Genomic DNA, 17,975 nt, shown 5'->3' on the forward strand with positions numbered 1-17,975 from the left:
GCGTTCCTGCGGCCGTGATCCCCCGGGGGGCGGGCCGGCCCGGGGTGCGGGTGTCACCACCCCACGGGCAGGGTGCGCGGGGCCCGGGTGATCTGGCCGCGTTTCCAGTCGGGGGCTCCGGCCGCGTGGAGGGTCGGGAAACGGGCGACGAGACCGGACAGGGCCTCCTGGAGCTGGACCCGGGCGAGTTGCGCGCCGACGCAGAAGTGGGCGCCGTGCCCGAAGGCCAGGTGTGACGGGGTGTCCCGGGTGAGGTCGAGCAGGTCGGGCCGGTGGTGGACGCGTTCGTCGTGGTTGGCCGACGAGGTGAGCGCGATCACCGCCTCGCCCTCCTTGACCGTCACCCCGCCCAGCACCACGTCCTCGGTGCTCACCCGCAGGTTGGCGCCCACGGTGGCCTGCGCGTACCGCAGCAGCTCCTCGACCGCACCGGGGATCAACGCGGGCTCGCGGCACAGCAGTTCGTAGCGTTCGGGCTGTTCCAGCAGCAGGTGGACCAGACCGGCGAGGCGGTCCGAGGTGGTGCCGTAGCCGCCGGTGAGCAGGACGATGCAGAACGAGATCAGTTCGCCCTCGCTCAGCCGGTCGCCGTCGTCGCGGGCCGCGATGAGGGCGCTCAGCATGTCGTCGGCGGGGTGGGCCCGTTTGGCGGCGACGAGCCCGGTGAGGTAGCCGGTCATCTCCTCCACGGCCGCCATCACCTCGGCGTCCGTCAGGGCGGTGACGCTGCGCACCGCGTCGTCCCAGGCGTCGAGCCGGTCGCCGTCCACGCGGGGTGTCCCCAGCAGGTCGCAGATGACGGTCAGGGGCAGCGGCCGGGTGAAGTGCGCGACGAGGTCGGCGGGGCGCGGGCGCGGTGCCAGGGCCGTCAGCAGGTCGCCGGTCAGGACGGCGATGTCGCGTCGCATCGCCTCCGCCCGGCGGGCGTTGAGCGCGGGCGAGACCAGTCGGCGCAGCCGGGAGTGGTCGGGCGGGTCGGCGGCCAGGATCGAGTCGGGCAGCGTGGTCGTGCGGTTGATCCGGGGGCCCGTTCCCCGGGTCGCGCGGGTACGGCTGAAGCGGGGGTCGGCCAGGACGCGGCGGACGTCGGCGTGCCGGGTCACCAGCCACGCGGTGTCGCCGCTGGGCAGCCGGACCCGGACGACGGGTTCCTCGCGGCGCAGCCGGGCGAATTCGGGGAGCGGTTCGAGCCCGTCCCGGTGCGGGAAGGGGAAGGGCTCGATGTGTTCGGTCCGGCTCACGCGGCTCTCCATCGGTGGCGGTCAGGGGCGTTCGTAGACGGAGACGTGGTAGGCGCTGTCGCGGGTGAAGGGCGCTCCCGCCCAGTCGCCCCAGCGTTCCTTGAGTCGAAGCCCGGCCCGGCCCGCCATCAGGTCGAGCTCGCCGTGGCCCGCGTAGCGGAACTCGACGTGCAGGTGCCGGGTGCGGCCGTCCTCCTGGATGACGTAGTGCGAGCGGTAGCGCTGGGTCGACGGGTCGAGGCGGCGGTGGCAGAGCACCAGGTGGTCGTCGCCCTCCGCGACGACCTCGGGGCCGGTGGCCGCCGCGAGGGCTTCGGGCACGTGGGCGTCGAGGACGAGGAGGCCGCCGGGGGCGAGGTGCGCCGCCGCGTTGGCGAAGCAGCGTGCCTGGGTGGCCTGGTCGGGCAGTTCGAAGAACGTGCCGCCGCCGAGGAAGACCAGGGTGTAGCTCCCGTCGACCGGCACCTCGGCGAAGTCGCCGATCGTCACGGGGATGTCGGCGCCCCCGGGTTTGGCCCGCAGCCGTCGGACCATGCCCTCGGAGCCGTCGACCCCGTGCACGTCGATCCCGCGCGCCTTCAGCGGCAGGGCCAACCGGCCGGTGCCGATACCGAGTTCGAGGACGGGCCCGGCGCCGGCGAGGGCGGTGAGCGCGTCGACCGTCGCCCCGCTCACGCCGGGCTTCGCGAACCAGCGGTCGTACGTCTCCGCGAACTCGGTGGCGTAGCCGGGCCCGGGGTCCGAAGGGGGCGGGCCCGAACGGGCGGGGTTCAAGGGCACGGGGTTCACGGGGGCGGGGTTCACGGGGGCGGGGTTCACGGGGGCGGGGTCCGAAGGGGCGGGGTTCACGGGGCTCCTAACCGAAGGGGTGCGGGCGACCGGGGCCGGGGCCGGAGGGCAGCGGGAGGGTGCCGGGGGCGATCACGCGAACCACCCGGACCCCGGCGTCGCGGGCGGGTTTCGCGGTGGTCTCGACGAGGACCACGTCCTGGCCGGTGTGCCCGGCGAGGACGTGCAGCGGGTCGGTGTGCCGGGCGAGGGCGTGCTGCGGGCCGGTGCGCCCGGCGCTGCCGGGCCGACCGGCCGGGGGCGGCCGCACACCCCACAGGCGCAGGCTGTCCTGGCGGTGGAACGTCCAGAGCGCGTGCTGGACGGCGGTGGCGGGGGGAGTGGCACCGTGCCACCGCTCCCAGGTGCGGCGCGCGACCTGCGTCCGCATGCTCCAGCGCACCATCACCGCTTCGTAGGCCGCCTTCTCGACCAGGGCCCCGATCGTGTCCGCCGGCCCGCAGCGGGCCCCGAACGCCTGGCCGGTGCCGTCGGCCCGGTGCACGCACACGACGGCGCAGGCGGTTCCGGCGGGGGCGGGAACGGTGAACGCGGTCGCCACCAGCTCACCGGCCCGCAGGAACGCGGCCAGCGGCGGTGGCGGGACGGCAGGGAGCAGGCTCGGCGGCCGGTCGGAGAGCCCGTACCAGCTGCGGCGCACCAGGTCGCGTTCGAGCACCTCCCAGGCCGCGTGCCGCGCCGCCGCGGCGGGGTCGGGGTGCGCGGCGATGCCGGTGGAGCCGGCGGCGGGCGCGGCGTCGCAGCCGGCCGGGGGGCGGTGCTGCAGGAAGGCCGAGCCCGCCGGGACGAGCACCTCCGCGCCCCGGACGGTGCGACCGCGCACCCACAGCCGGCGGGCGTCGGGCCGCACCGGCGGGGCCAGCGCGGGTACGCCCTGCCGGCGCAGCTCCCGGTGGGTGGTGACGACCTCGGCGGCCGTCTCGGCCTCGCGCCCGGCCAGCACGTTTCCGAGGCGTTCCAGGAGTTCTCCGCGGGCTCCGGTGGCGACCTGGTCCCGGTCGTGCCCGGCGGCGCTGCCCACCAGCACCGGCGCGCCGTCCGCGGCGCTCGTGCCCTCGAACGCGGGCGACCGGGCGGCGACGCGGGCGAACAGCAGCTCCGGCTGGTCGGGGTAGGGGGTGAACACCTGGGGCGTCCACGCCGTCACGCGGGCCCCCCGAGGACGGTGGTGCACTGGGCGAGCACCCGCCGGCCGTGCGCGGTGAGGGTCTCGGTGTGGGCGGTCAGGGTGGTCACGGCCTGGTGCGCGGAGGCCAGCAGGTCCTGGTGCCGGGCGTCGACGGCCGGGCCCAGACCGGTGAGGCGCCGGTAGAGCAGCACGCTGCGCGCCAGGACCACGGTCTGCTGGAAGAGTCCGGTCAGCGGCCGGGGGTCGGCCCGCAGCGGAGTGGCGACCAGCAGGTCGGTGTGCCGGCCCGGCGCGTCCGGGTCGGCGGGCCGGTCGGGCAGCAGGAACGGTTCTGCGAGGGCGGCGGCGTTGCACCTGGTGTGCGCGCCCTCGTGCACCAGCGCCTCGGCGAACCGCACCGGACCGGGCAGCCCGGCGGCGCTCGCCGTCAGCCGCGCGCGGTGGACGAGGACGGCACCGTGCACGGTGAAGTCGGTGTACCCGTCGATGGCGTCGCCCGTCAGCAGCGCGACCTCGGTGACCGACTCCCGCACCTCGGCCGCGGCCTCGGGCCAGACCCGTGCCAGCAGGCCGAGGGACTGGGCCAGCGCCTCCCGCTCGGACCCGCGCCACCGGACGGCGTCGGCGGTGACCGGCGCGCCGTCCGCGCCGGCGCGGGCCGGGATGGACCGCAGCGCGCGGGCCACACTGCGGCTCAGGTGGTCCTGCGGTTCGGCCGGGCCGAAGACGGGCGGCGGCACGTGGTCGAGCCGGGCCGCCAGCGCCCGCCGCAGCTCCGGGGACAGCGGACCGGACCGCAGTGCCTGTTGCACGGTGTGGACGGCGTCGACGGCCGCCGGATGACGCAGTCCGTCGCCCGGCGGTGACGGCAGCTCCGCCCGGTCGAGCACCGCGCGCAGTCGTTCCAGCAGCCGCGCCCGGTCCTCGACGGCCTCGTGGGCGTCCGGTTCGACGTCCATGCTCTCCCTTCCCAGCTCCTGGTCCCTGCTCCTGGACTGGCACCTGCCTCCCGGACAAAGGACGTGCGGCGGGGCGCGAAGGCCCGCCGCACGGCGCGCAGGTCCCTAGTCGCGCGAGGGGACGTCGACCATCAGCGCGAGTTCGGGGAGGTCTTCTTCCACGACCTGCTCGATCTCCTCGTTCATCGAGGACTCCCTTCACCTCACCGGCCCCACCGTTCTCGGCAGGAGTCACCGGCGGTGTCATCGTCCGGGAGGGGGCTCGGCGCCGCCAAGGGTGAGCGGCGGGACACGGTGGGTGTACCGGCCTACGTGGAGGAGTCCGGAATCCGGGCTTGCCGCCCGAACCGCGGGAACGGGATTCCGCACGGGGATCGGAGTGAAATACCGGGCGGGCGCGGAATTTCCGGAGAAGGGGCCCGCACTCGGTCGTCTGCGGTTTTCGCGGATTTCGCCCCGCGGTGATCGGCCCGGGGCGCATCATCCGGACGGTGGTGGTTTCGCCTCGGCGGCGACCACGGGCGGTGGCGCCTTCCACCCTGTTCCGGCCAGGTCGGTCGGGCCGGACGCGGGCGAAGACGGCCGGATGACGCGGCCTTCCGCTCGGCCGGAAGGGTAGGTAATTTGAGGTCGGCGACCCCCCGTACCACCGGGGCACCACCAGCAAATCGCGCATCTCCGATGGGCAATTGAATGCGCGTCAGTTCGTGTGCGGTGAATTGTGGCGGGTGGGTTCGAAGGGGGTGGAAACGTCGGTCGGGGCGAAAGCGCCGGGTGCGCCCGCACACGGCGTCGCGCGTGCTCGGGTGGACACGGCCCTTCGCCTCCCGGAGGCGGAGCGGGAACGCAGGACGGAGGGGGGAGCCCATGGGAGGCGACTGGCGGATCGAGGTCGACGGCCGTCGGTGCATCGGTTCGGGGGTGTGCACGAGCACCGCTCCCGGGCGCTTCACGATCGACGACACCCGGCGATCACGGCCGACCGCCGGCGAGATCGCCCCCGACGAACGGGTGCTGGACGCGGCGTTCACCTGCCCGATGGAGGCCATCTCGGTCGTCGAGCGGAGCAGCGGCCTGACCCTCTTCCCGGACGCCGGGCCGCCCGCGGCCGACCGGGAGGAGACGCCGCCGGGCCCACCGGAGCCCGCCCCGCCCCGCCGGCCCGCCGCCGACCCGCACCGGTTGCCGGTGCCCCCACCGATCGAGGAGTAGACCGGAGTGCGCATCGCCTACCTGCACGGCGGCACCATCCCTTCGTTCTTCGCCAACGGCGTCCAGGTGATGCGGATGTGCGACGCGTTCACCGCCGCCGGGCACGACGTCACCCTCTACACCGCGCCCGGCTCGTACCCGGCCGACGACGCGTACGCCTACTACGGCGTCCGTCACCGCTTCCCCATCCGCGCCGTGCCCATCCCCGAGGACACCCCGGCCGGCTACTGGCGGCGCGCCGAACGGGTCCGGGACCTGCTGGCCGGTGACACCGCTCCCGACCTCGTCTACGGGCGCGACCCGTACGGCCTCGCCGCCGCGGCGGACCTCGCGCCCTTCGTCTACGAGGTGCACCAGATCCGCCGGGACGTGTCCCCGCCCGGGACGGAGCACCGACTCCTCGGCCACCAGCGGCTCGCCCGGGTCGTCGCGATCACCCACGCGCTCGCCCGCGACTTCCAGGAGGCCCACGCCGCCCTGGGGCCGCTGCCGATCCTCGTCGCCCCCGACTGCGCCGACCCGCCCGCCCCGCCGACCGCGGCCGCACCGACGCTGCCGGGCCGCCCGGACGTGCCGCGGATCGGCTACGTCGGCCACCTCTACGACGGACGCGGGATCGACCTGATCCTCGAACTCGCCGACCGGCTCCCCGGTCTGGACTTCCACCTGATCGGCGGCGCCGCCGAGGACCGGGCCCGCTGGGAGGGATCCTGCGGGCTGCCCAACGTGTTCTTCCACGGGCACCGCCCGCCGGCCGAACTCCCCTCCTACTACCCCTCCTTCGACGTCGTCCTCGCCCCGTACCAGCGGAAGGTCTACACCTGGGGCAGGCTCGGCGAGACCGGGCGCTGGGCCTCGCCGATGAAACTGTTCGAGTACATGTCCCACGGCCGCCCGATCATCGCCTCCGACCTCCCCGTCCTGCGGGAGGTCCTCCAGGACGGCGTCAACTGCCTGCTGCGCCCGCCGGACGAGCCGGACGCCTGGGCCGACGCCCTGGCCGGACTGGTCGCTGACGGGGCCCTGCGTCGCGCCCTCGGCGACGAGGCCCGGCGGCAGCTCCTGGACCGGTACACCTGGCGGCGCCGGGCCGACCGGGTGCTCGCGGGCCTCCCGGGGCCGCGGGGTGAATCATCGCCGAACAAGCATGCGGCGAACGGATTCTGACAATCAGTCAAGAAGGTGCCGCCCTCCCCGGTTGGAGAACCGCATGCCCCAAGCGCAGCGCGAGGCCGCGTCCGCCGCCGGACCGGCCGTCGACGGATACCCGGCCCGGCCGAGCGTGCGGGCCGGGGACACCCTGCGGCTGCACGTGTCGACCCGCGCGGCCCGGTTCCGGGCCGACTTCTTCCGCTGCGGCGCCCGCATCCGCCACCTGGGCTCCGTCCAGGGGCCGGGGCGGTACGCGCCGCCCGGGCGGCACGACCAGGACTGGCGCTGGCCCGGCCACGACGTCACCATTCCCGCGGACTGGCCCTCCGGGGTGTACATCGCCGTGCTGAGCCCCGCGACGACCGCGCCCGCGGACCCGGCGCCGCCCGGCGCCGAGGCCCTGGACGCGCGCCGCTCCCGGATCCTGTTCGTGGTGCGGCCCCGGGAACCCGCCCGGACGTCGCGCATCCTCTACAAGGTGCCGGTCTTCACCTACCACGCCTACAACCGAAGTGGCGGCGGATGCCTGTACGGCCCCCTCCACCACGACGAGGCCGCGCTGCGCGCCGGCACCAGGACCGTCAGCCTGCGCCGCCCGGGCGGCGGCATCGGCGGCCCGGTCAAGGGCCACCCGGACGCCCACGACCCGCGCACCCCCCGGCAGACCTTCGCGCACTGGGACGCCCCGTTCATCGCCTGGTTCGAGGCCGCCGGCTTCGCGGCCGACTACTGCACCGACCTCGACCTGCACGAGTCACCCCGACTCACCGACGGCTACCGGCTGTTGATCTCCGCCGGCCACGACGAGTACTGGAGCGAGGACGTCCGCCGCAACGTCACCGCCTTCCGCGACCGGGGCGGCAACTTCGCGCTGTTCGGGGCGAACACCTGCTGGTGGCGGGTGACGGTGAGCGGCGACGGCGCCGCCCTGCGCTGCGCCAAGTACCCGCCCGGCGTCCGGGACGTCGACGTCGACCGACTGCGCGGTTCCCCCGGCCACTGGTGGGAGTCGGACCCGGAGAACGCGCTGACGGGCGTCAGCTACCGCAGCGGCGGCGGCCACTGGGCGGGCCGCCGGGCGCCGCTGGGCTTCACCGTCCAGCACACCGACCACCCGGTCTTCGCGGGCACCGGACTGCGGGACGGCGACGTCCTCGGCGCCGGACACGCCCTGGTGGGCTACGAGTGCGACGGCGCCGCCCACCGCCGCGACGCCGCCCACCGGGCGGTGGCGACCGGAGCGGACGGCACGCCCGCCGGCTTCACCATCCTGGGGGTCGCCGACCTGCCCACGGACCCGGCCGCCGGCTGGCAGTTCGCCGCCCGCGAGGACCCGGACCCGGGCCGGGCCGCGACCTTCGGCCTGTACACCAGGGGCGGCACGGTGTTCACCGCCGCCACCACCGACTGGGCCCGCCTCCTGCCCCTCGACCCGCAGGTGCGCGCCATCACCCGCAACGTCGTCACCCTGCTGTCCTGAGGCCCGGACGGCACCCGCCGCCCCGCCGGGCAGTGGTCTTGCGCATGCCGATACAACTGGGGCGGTTTCGCCCGGAGGGGAACGTGTATGCCCGCACGGCAGGACACCGGCGACGCCGCGGCGCACCGCCTGAGCGCTCGCGCACCGTCCGTCCCGTCGACGCCTCCCAGCCGGGTGGTCGTCGTCGGCCAGGGCTACGTGGGGCTGCCCCTGGCGGTCCGCGCGGCGCAGGCCGGCCACCGCGTCGTCGGCTTCGACGTGGACAAGCAACGGGTCGGGCAGCTGCGCGCGGGAGAGTCGTACGTCCTGGACGTCCCCTCCGCGCGCCTGGCTCCGCTGCTCGCCTCCGGGGCCTACCGCGCCAGCACCGACCCGGCGGACTGCGGCGGCTTCGACATCGCGGTGATCACCGTCCCCACCCCGCTGCGCGAGGGACTGCCGGACCTCTCGCACGTCGCCGAGTCGGCCCGCACGCTGGGCGTGCTGCTCCGGCCGGGCGCGATGGTCGTCCTGGAGTCGACCACCTACCCGGGCACGACCGAGGAACTGGTCGGGCCGATCCTGGAGGAGATGTCCGGGCTGGTGGCCGGCCGGGACTTCCACCTGGGCTACAGCCCCGAGCGGATCGACCCGGGGAACCCGCGCTGGCGCCTGGAGAACACGCCCAAGGTGGTCTCCGGGGTGAACCGGACGTCCCTGGAGCGCGTCCAGGCGTTCTACGGTTCGATCGTCGACGCCGTCGTACCGGTCACCACCTGCCGCACCGCCGAGCTGACCAAGCTCCTGGAGAACACCTTCCGCCACGTCAACATCGCCCTGGTGAACGAACTCGCCATGTTCGCCCACGAGTTGGGTGTCGACGTGTGGGAGGCGATCGACGCCGCCAGCACCAAGCCGTACGGCTACCTGCGCTTCGTCCCCGGCCCGGGCGTGGGCGGGCACTGCCTGCCGATCGACCCGTCGTACCTGTCCTGGTGGGCGGAGCGCACGGCCGGCCGCACCTTCCGGTTCGTCGAACTCGCCAACGACGTCAACAGCCACATGCCCGACTACGTCGTGCGCCGACTCGTCGACGCCCTCGCCCGGCGCGGCAAGACCGTCGAAGGCTCCCGGGTCCTGCTGCTCGGCCTCTCCTACAAGGCCAACACCAGCGACGCGCGCGAGACCCCCTCCGCCCGCGTCGCCGAACTGCTCCTCGCGATGGGCGCGCAGGTGCACGCGGCGGACCCGCACGTCGTCCACCCGCTGCCCGCACCCGCCGACGCGCTCGACGGCGTACGGATGGTGGCCGCCACCCCCGGTGAACTCGCCGCCGCCGACTCGGTGGTGCTGCTCACGGACCACGACGCGTTCGACTACGACACCATCGCCGCCTGCTCCACGTACGTCCTGGACTGCCGCCGACGCCTCAGCGGCGACAACATCGACATCCTCTGACAGGGAGGGACCGGCATGAAGATCGCGATCACCGGCGGCGCCGGATTCATCGGCAGCAACCTCGCCCACACCCTGGCCGAGTGCTCGCAGGTGTCCGAAGTCCGGATCGTGGACGACCTGTCCACCGGCTCCAAGGACAACCTCGCCCCACTCGCCGTCCACTTCCTCGAAGGCAGCGTCCTGGACGCCGCCCTCCTGGACCGCGCGTTCCACGGCATCGACGCGATCGTGCACCTGGCGGCGCTCCCGTCGGTACCCCGGTCGGTGAACGACCCCGTCGCCAGCCACCACGCCAACGCCACCGGCACGCTGTCCGTCCTGGAAGCCGCCCGACGGGCGGGCGGCGTGCAGGTGATCGCCGCCTCCTCGTCCTCCGTCTACGGCGCGAACCCGCGCCTGCCCAAACACGAAGGCCTGCTCCCGGCTCCGATGAGCCCGTACGCCGCGAGCAAACTCGCGGGCGAGGCGTACCTGAGCGCCTACCACCACTCCTACGGCCTGCCGGTCCTCCCGTTCCGCTTCTTCAACGTCTACGGGCCCCGGCAGCCCGCCGGGCACGCCTACGCCGCCGTGGTGCCGGCCTGGATCAGCGCCGCGACCACCGGCCGGCCCCTGGTGGTGCACGGCGACGGCGGCCAGACCCGCGACTTCACGTACGTCGCCACCGTCTGCCGCATCCTCGCCCGGGCAGCGCTGCGCACCGTCGCCGACCCCGAACCGGTGAACCTCGCCTACGGCACCCGCACCTCCCTGCTGGACCTGATCGCCGAACTCGAACTCGCCACCGGGACGACCCTGCACCCGCAGCACACCGCGGCCCGCCCCGGAGACGTCCGGCACTCCCAGGCGGACAACACCCGGCTGCGCACCCTGTTCCCCGAGGTCGAGCCGACCACCCTGCGCGAGGGCCTGGAACAGACCGTCGGGTGGTTCCGCGGCAGGGCCTGAGGCCCCCGTGCCCCTGGTCAGCCCCGGTGGTCGAAGGTGTCCGGGTCGGGGCCGATCCGGCCCCCGTCGGCGAGGGCGGCGATGGCGGACAGGTCCTCCGGGCCCAGGGCGAAGTCGAAGACGCCGATGTTCTCCCTGATCCGGGCCGGGGTCGCGGAGCGGGGGATCACCAGGTTGCCGAGCTGGAGGTGCCAGCGGATGACCACCTGGGCCGGCGTCTTCCCGTACCGGTCGGCGATCCGGGCGAGGGCGGGCTCGGCGAGCAGCCGGCCGCCCTGGGCGAGCGGGCTCCACGCCTCGGTGGCGATGGAGTGCTCGGCGGCGAGCGTGCGCATCCGCTCCTGGGGGAGGTAGGGGTGCAGCTCGATCTGGTTGACGGCCGGGACGACGCCGGTCTCCGCCAGCAGCCGTCCGAGCGTCGCGGCGGTGAAGTTGGAGACGCCGACCGCCCTGGCGCGCCCCTCGGCGTGCAGCAGCTCCAGGGCCCGGTACGACTCGACGTACCGGTCCTGCCGGGGGAGGGGCCAGTGGATCAGGTAGAGGTCCACGTAGTCGGTGCCCAGGCTGCGCACGCTCGCGTCGAACGCGCGGAGGGTGCGGTCGTAGCCCTGGTCGGCGTTCCCCAGCTTGGTGGTGAGGAAGACCTCCGGCCGGGGGATGCCGACGTCGCGGACGGCCCGGCCGACGCCCTCCTCGTTGCGGTAGACCCGGGCGGTGTCGATGCGGCGGTAGCCGGCCTCCAGCGCGTGGGTGACGGCCGTGTAGGCCTGGTCGTCGGTCAGCGGCCAGACACCGAGGCCGACGCGCGGGACGGCGGAGCCGTTGTTGAGGACGAGGCGTTGCACGGGGCGGGCCTTTCCGTTCCGGGGTACGGCGGCGGCTTGCCCTTCGAGTGTGTCGCCGCAGGCCGCTCCGAGGAAGACCGCCCGGGTGGTGACGGACGGTCAGATTCGTTGTGCCGCCCGAAGCGCGCGCGGGTTCGCCGCTGAACCCGACGGTTCCCCGGTCGCGTTACGAAGGCTAGAGCAGCCGGCTGACGCGGACAGGGAAAGGTCGGGAAAGATGCGATTTGGCGACATGCTGCACGGACACCGGAAGCACCGGGGCCTGACCCAGCAGCAACTGGCCGATCTCGCCACGCTGAGTGTTCGCGCGGTGCGCAACCTGGAACGGGGCGGGGCGCTGCGGCCCCGGCGGGAGACGGTGCGGCTGCTCGTGGACGTGCTGCGGCTGGACGCCGACCAGCGGGCGCAGTTCGAGTCGGCGGCGTTCGAGTCGACGGCGTTCCCCGAGGGGCCGGGCGCGGCGCCCCGTGATCGCGGCCCCGGCTTGCGGGGGCCCGGGGCGCGCGTTTGAGTGGGAAGGTACCGGCGGAATCGGGGGCGAGGAGGCGCCATGTCGCACCACAAGTCCAACAAGGACGTCGAAGGCGACCCGGACACCGGGCACGGGCGCGGTCTGCCCCGGCGGCCCGACGAGGAGGAGCTCGACGAGCGCACCGAGGAGGACCGCGAGGAGGTGGGCCTGCCCCCGGACCCGGACGCGGACGACCGGCCCGAGCAGGGCCGGCGGTAGGGGCCGGGGCCACTGCCGAGCCCGGCCGGAGCCGCGCTACGGGCCGGTGGGGTCGCCCGTCTCCCCGGTCCTGGTCGGCCGGGTGTGGACCTTGGCGACGCAGGCCGGGAGGGCGGCGGCGTGGTCGTGGTCCCGGGCCCGGTACGCGCTGGGGGTCTCGCCGACCAGCTGGGTGAACCGCGAGCTGAACGAGCCCAGCGAGGTGCAGCCGACCGCCATGCAGACCTCCGTCACGCTCAGGTCGCCGCGCCGCAGCAGTGCCTTGGCCCGCTCGATCCGGCGGGTCATGAGGTAGCCGTACGGGGTCTCGCCGAAGGCGGCGCGGAAGCTGCGGGAGAAGTGGCCCGGCGACATCAGTGCGGTGTGCGCCAGCGCCGGCACGTCCAGTGGCTGGGCGTAGTCGCGGTCCATCCGGTCGCGGGCCCGCCGCAGCCGGGCGAGGTCGGGTAGGGGGAGTCGGGACACCTGGGGCACGTCTGCCACGCTACCCGCCCGGTCCGACAGGGTCGCGCGGAGGCGTGCGCCGGCCGCCGCCCCGGGCCGCCTCCCCGCCCCGTCCGCTCCCGCGCCCCCGCTCCCGCACCCCCGTTCCTGCGCCCTGCCCTGCACTGTCCCCGCACCCCCGTTCCTGCGCCCTGCCCTGCCCTGCGCTGTCCCCGCGCCCCGCCTCCGCACCCCACCGCCTTGTCCGGACGAATTCCGGTCAAAGGCGCTGTTTTCGAGCAGGGCGGCCGGTATCGGACGAACGGGTCCAGATTCGAACTGGTGGTGGAGTGGGTGTGCCGCTCTTGTCGCGCGTGCACATGAACTTTCGTCAATTCCCTTGCGGATATATTAGATTGCCGGTCTGCTGATGAACTCCTGATCGGCCCGGGTGTGATAACCCGTCGATGATGAGAGCGGGACATTGGGACGAACGAGGAAGCGAACGAGGTGCGCCGCGCAGGTCGCGGCGCTGACGGTGGGACTGTCCGCCGCAGCGCTGGTGACGGCGCCGGCGGCTTTTCCACAACCCGGCGACGGGACGGTGACCGTCCGGGTGATCCGGGCGGTGGACACCAGTGGAGTGTGGACACCAGCCCTGGAGCCAGGGCTCGCGGGCGTGAAAGTGACGCTCACGGATGACGCCGGGGTCGCGATCGAGGGGGTGACGGCGGCCGACGGGACGGTCACGCTGGCCCCGGCGACGGCCAAGCCGTCCGGGGGCAAGTACCGGGTGCAGGTGGTGAATCCGAAGCCCGGGGTGCTGTTCCCGGCGTTCGCCTCGCGGCAGGGGCTGGACGGCGCGCCGACCCAGCTGAGCAGCAACGAGGAGTTCGTCGACCTCTCGGGCGGCAAGAACGTGGCGTACACCACCGGGCTCTGGAACCCCGGTGACTACTGCCAGAAGAACGCCCCGCTGGTCACGACCTGCCAGCCGATGGACCGCGAGGGCGGGGCCCAGCGCACGCTGGTCTCCTTCCCGTACAGCGCGCGTGGCCAGGACGGCGAAGGCGTGACCGCCACGAACCTCGCCACCAACGCCGATACCGGCACGCTGTACGGCATCGCCTGGAACAAGGCCGACCGGCGGTTGTTCTCCTCGGCGGTGGCCAAGCGCACCACCGACTACGGCCCGGGCGGTGCCGGGGCGGTCTACGTCACCGACATCGCGCAGAAGAAGACGACGCTGTTCACCACCGTCCCGAACGCGGGCTCGACGGCCCACGGCGGCGGTACCGACGACGCCTTCCTCGACACGCCGGGCAAGGAGAGCCTCGGCGGCATCAAGATCACCGACGACGGCAAGGACCTGTTCGTCGTCAACCTCAACGACCGCAGGCTCTACCGCTACAACGCCACCCTGCCGGCCGCCGGGAGCCCGACGGCCTCCTACCCGATCCCCGACCCGGGCTGCCCGGCGGCGGGGGACTGGCGTCCGTTCGGCCTCGGCCTCCAGGACGGCACCGGCTACCTCGGCGGAGTGTGCTCCGGCGAGTCCACCGGCAAGCTCACCGACCTGCGCGCGGTGGTCCTGCCCTTCGACCTCGCCACCGGCGTGTTCGGCAAGCCGGTGCTGGACCAGCCGCTGGACTACCCGCGCCAGTCCACCGTCGGTTCGGGCCCGTGCGACGGTGCGGGCTGGTTCCCGTGGACGAGCACCTACCCGACCACGCAGAACGGCCGCCCGTGCGGCAGCGCCACCATCGCCAAGCCCGAGCCCGAGTTGGGCGAGATCACGTTCGAGACCGACGGCTCGATGCTGCTGGCCTTCCGCGACCGCTTCAGCGACCGCGCGCCGGGCGCCCCGGTGCCGGGCTTCGTCGCCGTCGTCATGTCCGGCGGGGACCTGAACAAGGCCTGCCGGGCGAACGGCACGTACGTGATGGACACCAACAACGGGTGCGGGCTCGCCCCCCGGGGCACCCGGTTCTTCGACACGACCTGGGGAGGCCACCGCAACACGGCGTTCGCCGGCATGGCGCTGTCCAAGGTCGAGAGCACCGTCGCGGTCTCCGCCTTCGACCCCAACCACACCGCTCTCGGGTACGGCACGTCGTTCCTCCAGCGGGCGAACGGCCAGCAGGACCCGCAGTTCGGTTTCCGGCTCAACCCGGCCGGGACGATCGCGCCGTTCGGCAAGGGCGCCTCGATGGGCGACCTGGAGGTGCTCTGCGACCAGGCGCCGCTGCAGATCGGCAACCGGGTCTGGTACGACCCCGAGCGCAAGGGCATCCAGAACCCGGGCCAGCGCCCCGTCGAGGGCGCGACCGTCCACCTCTACGACGAGTCGGGCAAGCTGGTCGGCACGACGAAGACGACGAAGCGCGGCGAGTACTACTTCGACGACTCGAACGTCACCGGCGGTCTCAAGCCGAGGACCAAGTACACGATCCGGCTCGACAACCCGGCGGACTACGCCAAGGGCGGGCCGCTCTACCAGTGGGTGCCCACCGACGCGGACGTCGGCGACAACCACTTCATCGATTCCAAGGGCCTGGTGCCGCCCGGTACGAAGTTCCCCGAGCGGGCGCTGACCACCGGCGGGCCGGGCGAGAACGACCACACCTTCGACTTCGGGTTCCGGCAGCAGGAGGGCGCGCTGCGCCTGGTCAAGCACGACCAGGACGGCAAGCCGCTGGCGGGGGCGAAGTTCCAGCTGTGGCACGACACCAACGGCACCGACGGGTTGCAGACCGGCGGTGACAAGCCCGACACGGCGGTGGGCGGCCCCTGCACGACCGGCGCCGACGGCCTCTGCCAGGGCGCCGGGGTGCCGGGGACGTACTACTGGCAGGAGCTCAGCCCGCCCGACGGCTACGCGGCTCCGGACACCACCGTGTTCGGCCCGCTGGCGCTGACCTCCGACAACCTCGCGGACGGTGTCTCGGTGACGGCGGTCAACCGGCTGCTGCCCACCCCGACGCCGACCCCGACGCCGACCAACTCGTCGAGCCCGCCGAGCCCGTCGAGTTCGCCGAGCACGCCGGAGCGGACCACGCCGCCGGGGCCGACGGAGTCGCCGAGCCCGTCGACGGCGAACCCGCTGCCCCCGCCCGGGGGACAGCTGCCCAGCACCGGCGCCAGTGCCCTGGTGCCGCTGGGGATCGTCGGCGGCGCGGTGCTGGTGGCGTCCGGCGGTGCGCTGGTCCTCGTCGCCCGTAAGCGCAGGGCGCGGCACCAGTAGGAATAGGAAGCGGTGAGGAGGGGCGGGCCCGTGGCGTGAGTCATGCCACGGGCCCGCCCGCCGCTCGTTCGCACGACGGTGACGACGAGCATGACGGCGACGACGAGCACGACGGTGATGACAAGGAGGAGGGCTGCCAGATGGCCCGCAGGAAGATCGGGAAGAGGGCGCGGTTGCGCCTGCTCGTCGGGGTGGTCGGCGCGGTGGTGGTCGCCGGGGCCACGGTCCTCGGGGTGACGGCCTGGGGCGAACCGGAGGAACGGGCGGTGACCATGGACGAGGCGTCCCGGCTGGCGCTGTCCCGGCTGACGCTGTACCAGGCCAGCCCGGCGGCGGTGGTGCTCACCGCGGCGGAGGGCGGCGGCGTGCAGATCCGGGTGGAGGGGGTGGTGGACTACCGCACCCGCCGGGGAGTGGGCCGCTACCAGGTCTCCGGGGCCTCGGGTCAGCTCGACCACGGCCTGATCATCTGGGACGGCGACGGCCTCGGGCTGGCCCCGGAGCCGGCCGGCTCCGGCCCCGCCTGGGAGCAGGCCGAGCACGTCCCCCGCTCCGGCTGGTCGCCGCGCTCCTACACGGCGGACCCGCTGGACGCCGGGCTCGGCCTGCTGGTCCGCCTCGGCGCGGACCGGCCGGACAACCCGCTGCTGCTCGCCCAGTCCGGGGCGCGCCTGCTCGGCCGGGACCGCATCGACGGCCGCGACTACGACCGCTTCTCGGGCCCGCGCGCCCAGGGCGCAGCCCCGGACGGCGGGCCGTCGCCGCTGACCTACTGGGTCGACGGCGCCGGCGCGCTGCGCCGGGTCACCATGCGGATGTCCGGCCTGGGCACCCCGACGACCGTCGACCTCACCGGGCGGCAGGACGGCGTGCGGATGCCGGAGGCGCCGTGGGCCGCCGGGTGAGGCCCCGGGGCCGCCGGGGCTGCGGCTCACCGGGGCCCGGGCTCACCGGGGTTGCGGCACGGCGGCGGTGTCCGTGGGCAGGGCGTAGCGGTCCGGGTCGACGGGCCCCGGAAGGTCCGTCGCCGGCCGGCCCGGCGCCGACGGGTCGGGCAGGGAGGGCTGCGCGTCCGGGGCCCGCACCTGGTGGAACGGCACGCCGGGCGGCGCCATGACGGTGGCGGGCCGGCCGCCGGGGAGCGGGCCGCGGCCCTGCGCCCCGCACGCCGCCAGGCCCTCCAACTGCTCCGGGCTCTGGGTGTCGGGCGTGTTGCCGGTGAAGCAGTTGCCGGGGTCGGTGGAGGCCAGCACGAGGTCGACGCCGTTGCCCGTGGCGCGGTTGCCCTCGACGCGGTTGCCGCTCGCCGGGTGCCCGGGCGGGTCGGTGACGATGACCCCGGCGGCGCGGTTCCCCTGGACGAGGTTGCGCAGCACCTGGTTCGCGGTGCCGCCGCCGATCCCGAGGCCGATGCCGAAGCCGCCGTCCGCCTGCTCCGGGGTGTCGGCGGCGTTGTTGTCGGCGATCACGTTCCCGGCGATCACCGCGCCGTGCTGCGGGGCGAGGGATTCCAGGTCGTTGGAGTTCACCGTCACGCCGACCCGGTTGCCGACCACCCGGTTGCCGAGGATGCTGAGCCCGTCGGAGGCGTTGGTCAGCTCGATGCCGACCGCGTTGCGGTCCACGGTGTTGCCGTGCACGAGGGTGTCGCAGGGCTTGCACTGGCCGACGTAGATCCCGGAGTCGGCCTGCCCGGAGGCGTAGGAGTCCTCGATCACGCCGCCGCGCGCGTCGAAGGCGTAGATGCCGTACAGGCCGTTGTCGTACGCCGTCACCCGGGAGGCCCGGAAGCCCTGGACGGGCGGGAAGCGGTTGGTGTCGAGCGGGTCGTACGCGGAGCCGCCGGCGCCGTGCCGTTGCAGGTGCTCGTCGGTGACGCCGGTGAACAGGACGCCGTTGGCGAGGTAGCCGTGCACGGTGAGGTTCTCCACCACCGAGCCGGCGCCGGTGACGGTGATGCCGTTGACGAGCCGCACCCCGCCGTCGAGGACGACGCCGTTGCGGTCCGTCCCGCGCAGGACGATGCGCGGCTTGGTGATCCGGACGCTCTCCGGGTACACGCCCGGGTGGACCAGCACCGTGTCGCCCTCGCGCGCGACGTCCACGGCCTGCTGCACGGTCGGGAAGTCCTCCGGGACCTGGACGACCGTACCGGCCGGATGGCGCGCCTCGTCGGAGGAGGAGCCCGATGCCGCGCAGCCGGCCAGCGCCAGGGTGGCGGCGAGCAGCGCCGCGGACAGCCGTCGCAGCGGTCTCGTCGCACGTGCAGGTGAGGGTCGGTGGGTGAGTTGACGCATCATCGGGATTTGCATGAGAGGTGTTCTAT

The 17,975-nt window shown here is 74.2% G+C and carries 16 protein-coding genes; 9 read left to right on the top strand and 7 right to left on the bottom strand.

Translation table 11 applies throughout. The features are described 5' to 3' along the window. Positions 1–53: 53 nt before the first annotated feature. The 4 genes from ACIOGZ_RS18095 to ACIOGZ_RS18110 form a co-directional block, all read right to left on the bottom strand. Positions 54–1,241 carry a cytochrome P450 gene (locus tag ACIOGZ_RS18095; RefSeq protein ID WP_400986420.1) on the bottom strand — a complete coding sequence of 396 codons (1,188 nt, stop codon included), beginning with the start codon at positions 1,239–1,241 and terminating at the stop codon, positions 54–56. A gap of 21 nt (positions 1,242–1,262) precedes the next feature. Further along, positions 1,263–2,021 (bottom strand): class I SAM-dependent DNA methyltransferase, encoded by a 759-nt coding sequence (locus tag ACIOGZ_RS18100; RefSeq protein ID WP_400986421.1) that lies wholly within the window; start codon positions 2,019–2,021, stop codon positions 1,263–1,265. A gap of 76 nt (positions 2,022–2,097) precedes the next feature. Then, the gene (locus tag ACIOGZ_RS18105; RefSeq protein ID WP_400986422.1) at positions 2,098–3,237 is read right to left on the bottom strand and encodes a YcaO-like family protein; all 1,140 of its coding nucleotides are present in this window, start codon (positions 3,235–3,237) and stop codon (positions 2,098–2,100) included. Then, a complete protein-coding gene (locus tag ACIOGZ_RS18110; RefSeq protein WP_363585931.1) occupies positions 3,234–4,178 on the bottom strand; it encodes an aKG-HExxH-type peptide beta-hydroxylase in 945 nt (314 codons plus the stop codon). The genes ACIOGZ_RS18105 and ACIOGZ_RS18110 overlap by 4 nt, the downstream gene beginning before the upstream one ends. Positions 4,179–5,045: 867 nt before the next feature. On the opposite strand from ACIOGZ_RS18110, the gene ACIOGZ_RS18115 reads away from it, so the two are divergent. The 5 genes from ACIOGZ_RS18115 to ACIOGZ_RS18135 all read left to right on the top strand — a co-directional run bounded on the left by ACIOGZ_RS18115 (position 5,046) and on the right by ACIOGZ_RS18135 (position 10,407). Beyond that, the gene (locus ACIOGZ_RS18115) at positions 5,046–5,390 is read left to right on the top strand and encodes a ferredoxin (RefSeq protein WP_363585932.1); all 345 of its coding nucleotides are present in this window, start codon (positions 5,046–5,048) and stop codon (positions 5,388–5,390) included. Between the two features lie 6 nt (positions 5,391–5,396). Further along, positions 5,397–6,557, top strand: a complete 1,161-nt coding sequence (locus tag ACIOGZ_RS18120) for a glycosyltransferase family 4 protein (protein WP_400986424.1) — start codon at positions 5,397–5,399, stop codon at positions 6,555–6,557. Positions 6,558–6,600: 43 nt separating this feature from the next. After that, the gene (locus ACIOGZ_RS18125) at positions 6,601–8,022 is read left to right on the top strand and encodes a N,N-dimethylformamidase beta subunit family domain-containing protein (RefSeq protein ID WP_400803470.1); all 1,422 of its coding nucleotides are present in this window, start codon (positions 6,601–6,603) and stop codon (positions 8,020–8,022) included. Positions 8,023–8,109: 87 nt separating this feature from the next. Then, complete coding sequence (locus ACIOGZ_RS18130) at positions 8,110–9,459, top strand: nucleotide sugar dehydrogenase (protein WP_363585935.1); 1,350 nt, start codon at positions 8,110–8,112, stop codon at positions 9,457–9,459. A gap of 15 nt (positions 9,460–9,474) precedes the next feature. Then, on the top strand, positions 9,475–10,407 hold the full coding sequence (locus tag ACIOGZ_RS18135; protein WP_400986425.1) for an NAD-dependent epimerase/dehydratase family protein: 933 nt from the start codon (positions 9,475–9,477) through the stop codon (positions 10,405–10,407). 17 nt (positions 10,408–10,424) lie between these two features. Here ACIOGZ_RS18135 and ACIOGZ_RS18140 read toward each other — a convergent pair whose 3' ends face one another. After that, a complete protein-coding gene (locus ACIOGZ_RS18140; RefSeq protein ID WP_400986427.1) occupies positions 10,425–11,252 on the bottom strand; it encodes an aldo/keto reductase in 828 nt (275 codons plus the stop codon). 217 nt (positions 11,253–11,469) lie between these two features. On the opposite strand from ACIOGZ_RS18140, the gene ACIOGZ_RS18145 reads away from it, so the two are divergent. After that, on the top strand, positions 11,470–11,763 hold the full coding sequence (locus ACIOGZ_RS18145) for a helix-turn-helix transcriptional regulator (protein WP_363585938.1): 294 nt from the start codon (positions 11,470–11,472) through the stop codon (positions 11,761–11,763). Between the two features lie 39 nt (positions 11,764–11,802). Further along, complete coding sequence (locus ACIOGZ_RS18150; protein ID WP_363585939.1) at positions 11,803–11,982, top strand: hypothetical protein; 180 nt, start codon at positions 11,803–11,805, stop codon at positions 11,980–11,982. Positions 11,983–12,018: 36 nt separating this feature from the next. Here ACIOGZ_RS18150 and ACIOGZ_RS18155 read toward each other — a convergent pair whose 3' ends face one another. After that, positions 12,019–12,393 (bottom strand): helix-turn-helix transcriptional regulator, encoded by a 375-nt coding sequence (locus tag ACIOGZ_RS18155; protein ID WP_363585965.1) that lies wholly within the window; start codon positions 12,391–12,393, stop codon positions 12,019–12,021. Positions 12,394–13,090: 697 nt separating this feature from the next. Here ACIOGZ_RS18155 and ACIOGZ_RS18160 point away from each other — a divergent pair. Together ACIOGZ_RS18160 and ACIOGZ_RS18165 are read left to right on the top strand one after the other, a co-directional pair. Beyond that, on the top strand, positions 13,091–15,649 hold the full coding sequence (locus tag ACIOGZ_RS18160; RefSeq protein ID WP_400986429.1) for an SdrD B-like domain-containing protein: 2,559 nt from the start codon (positions 13,091–13,093) through the stop codon (positions 15,647–15,649). Between the two features lie 35 nt (positions 15,650–15,684). Continuing rightward, positions 15,685–16,554 (top strand): hypothetical protein, encoded by an 870-nt coding sequence (locus ACIOGZ_RS18165; protein WP_400986430.1) that lies wholly within the window; start codon positions 15,685–15,687, stop codon positions 16,552–16,554. A 42-nt stretch (positions 16,555–16,596) separates the two neighbouring features. Here ACIOGZ_RS18165 and ACIOGZ_RS18170 read toward each other — a convergent pair whose 3' ends face one another. After that, a complete protein-coding gene (locus tag ACIOGZ_RS18170) occupies positions 16,597–17,961 on the bottom strand; it encodes a nitrous oxide reductase family maturation protein NosD (protein ID WP_400986432.1) in 1,365 nt (454 codons plus the stop codon). Positions 17,962–17,975: the final 14 nt, after the last annotated feature.

The sequence above is a fragment of the Kitasatospora sp. NPDC088160 genome (assembly GCF_044741445.1).
Classification (GTDB): Bacteria; Actinomycetota; Actinomycetes; order Streptomycetales; family Streptomycetaceae; genus Kitasatospora.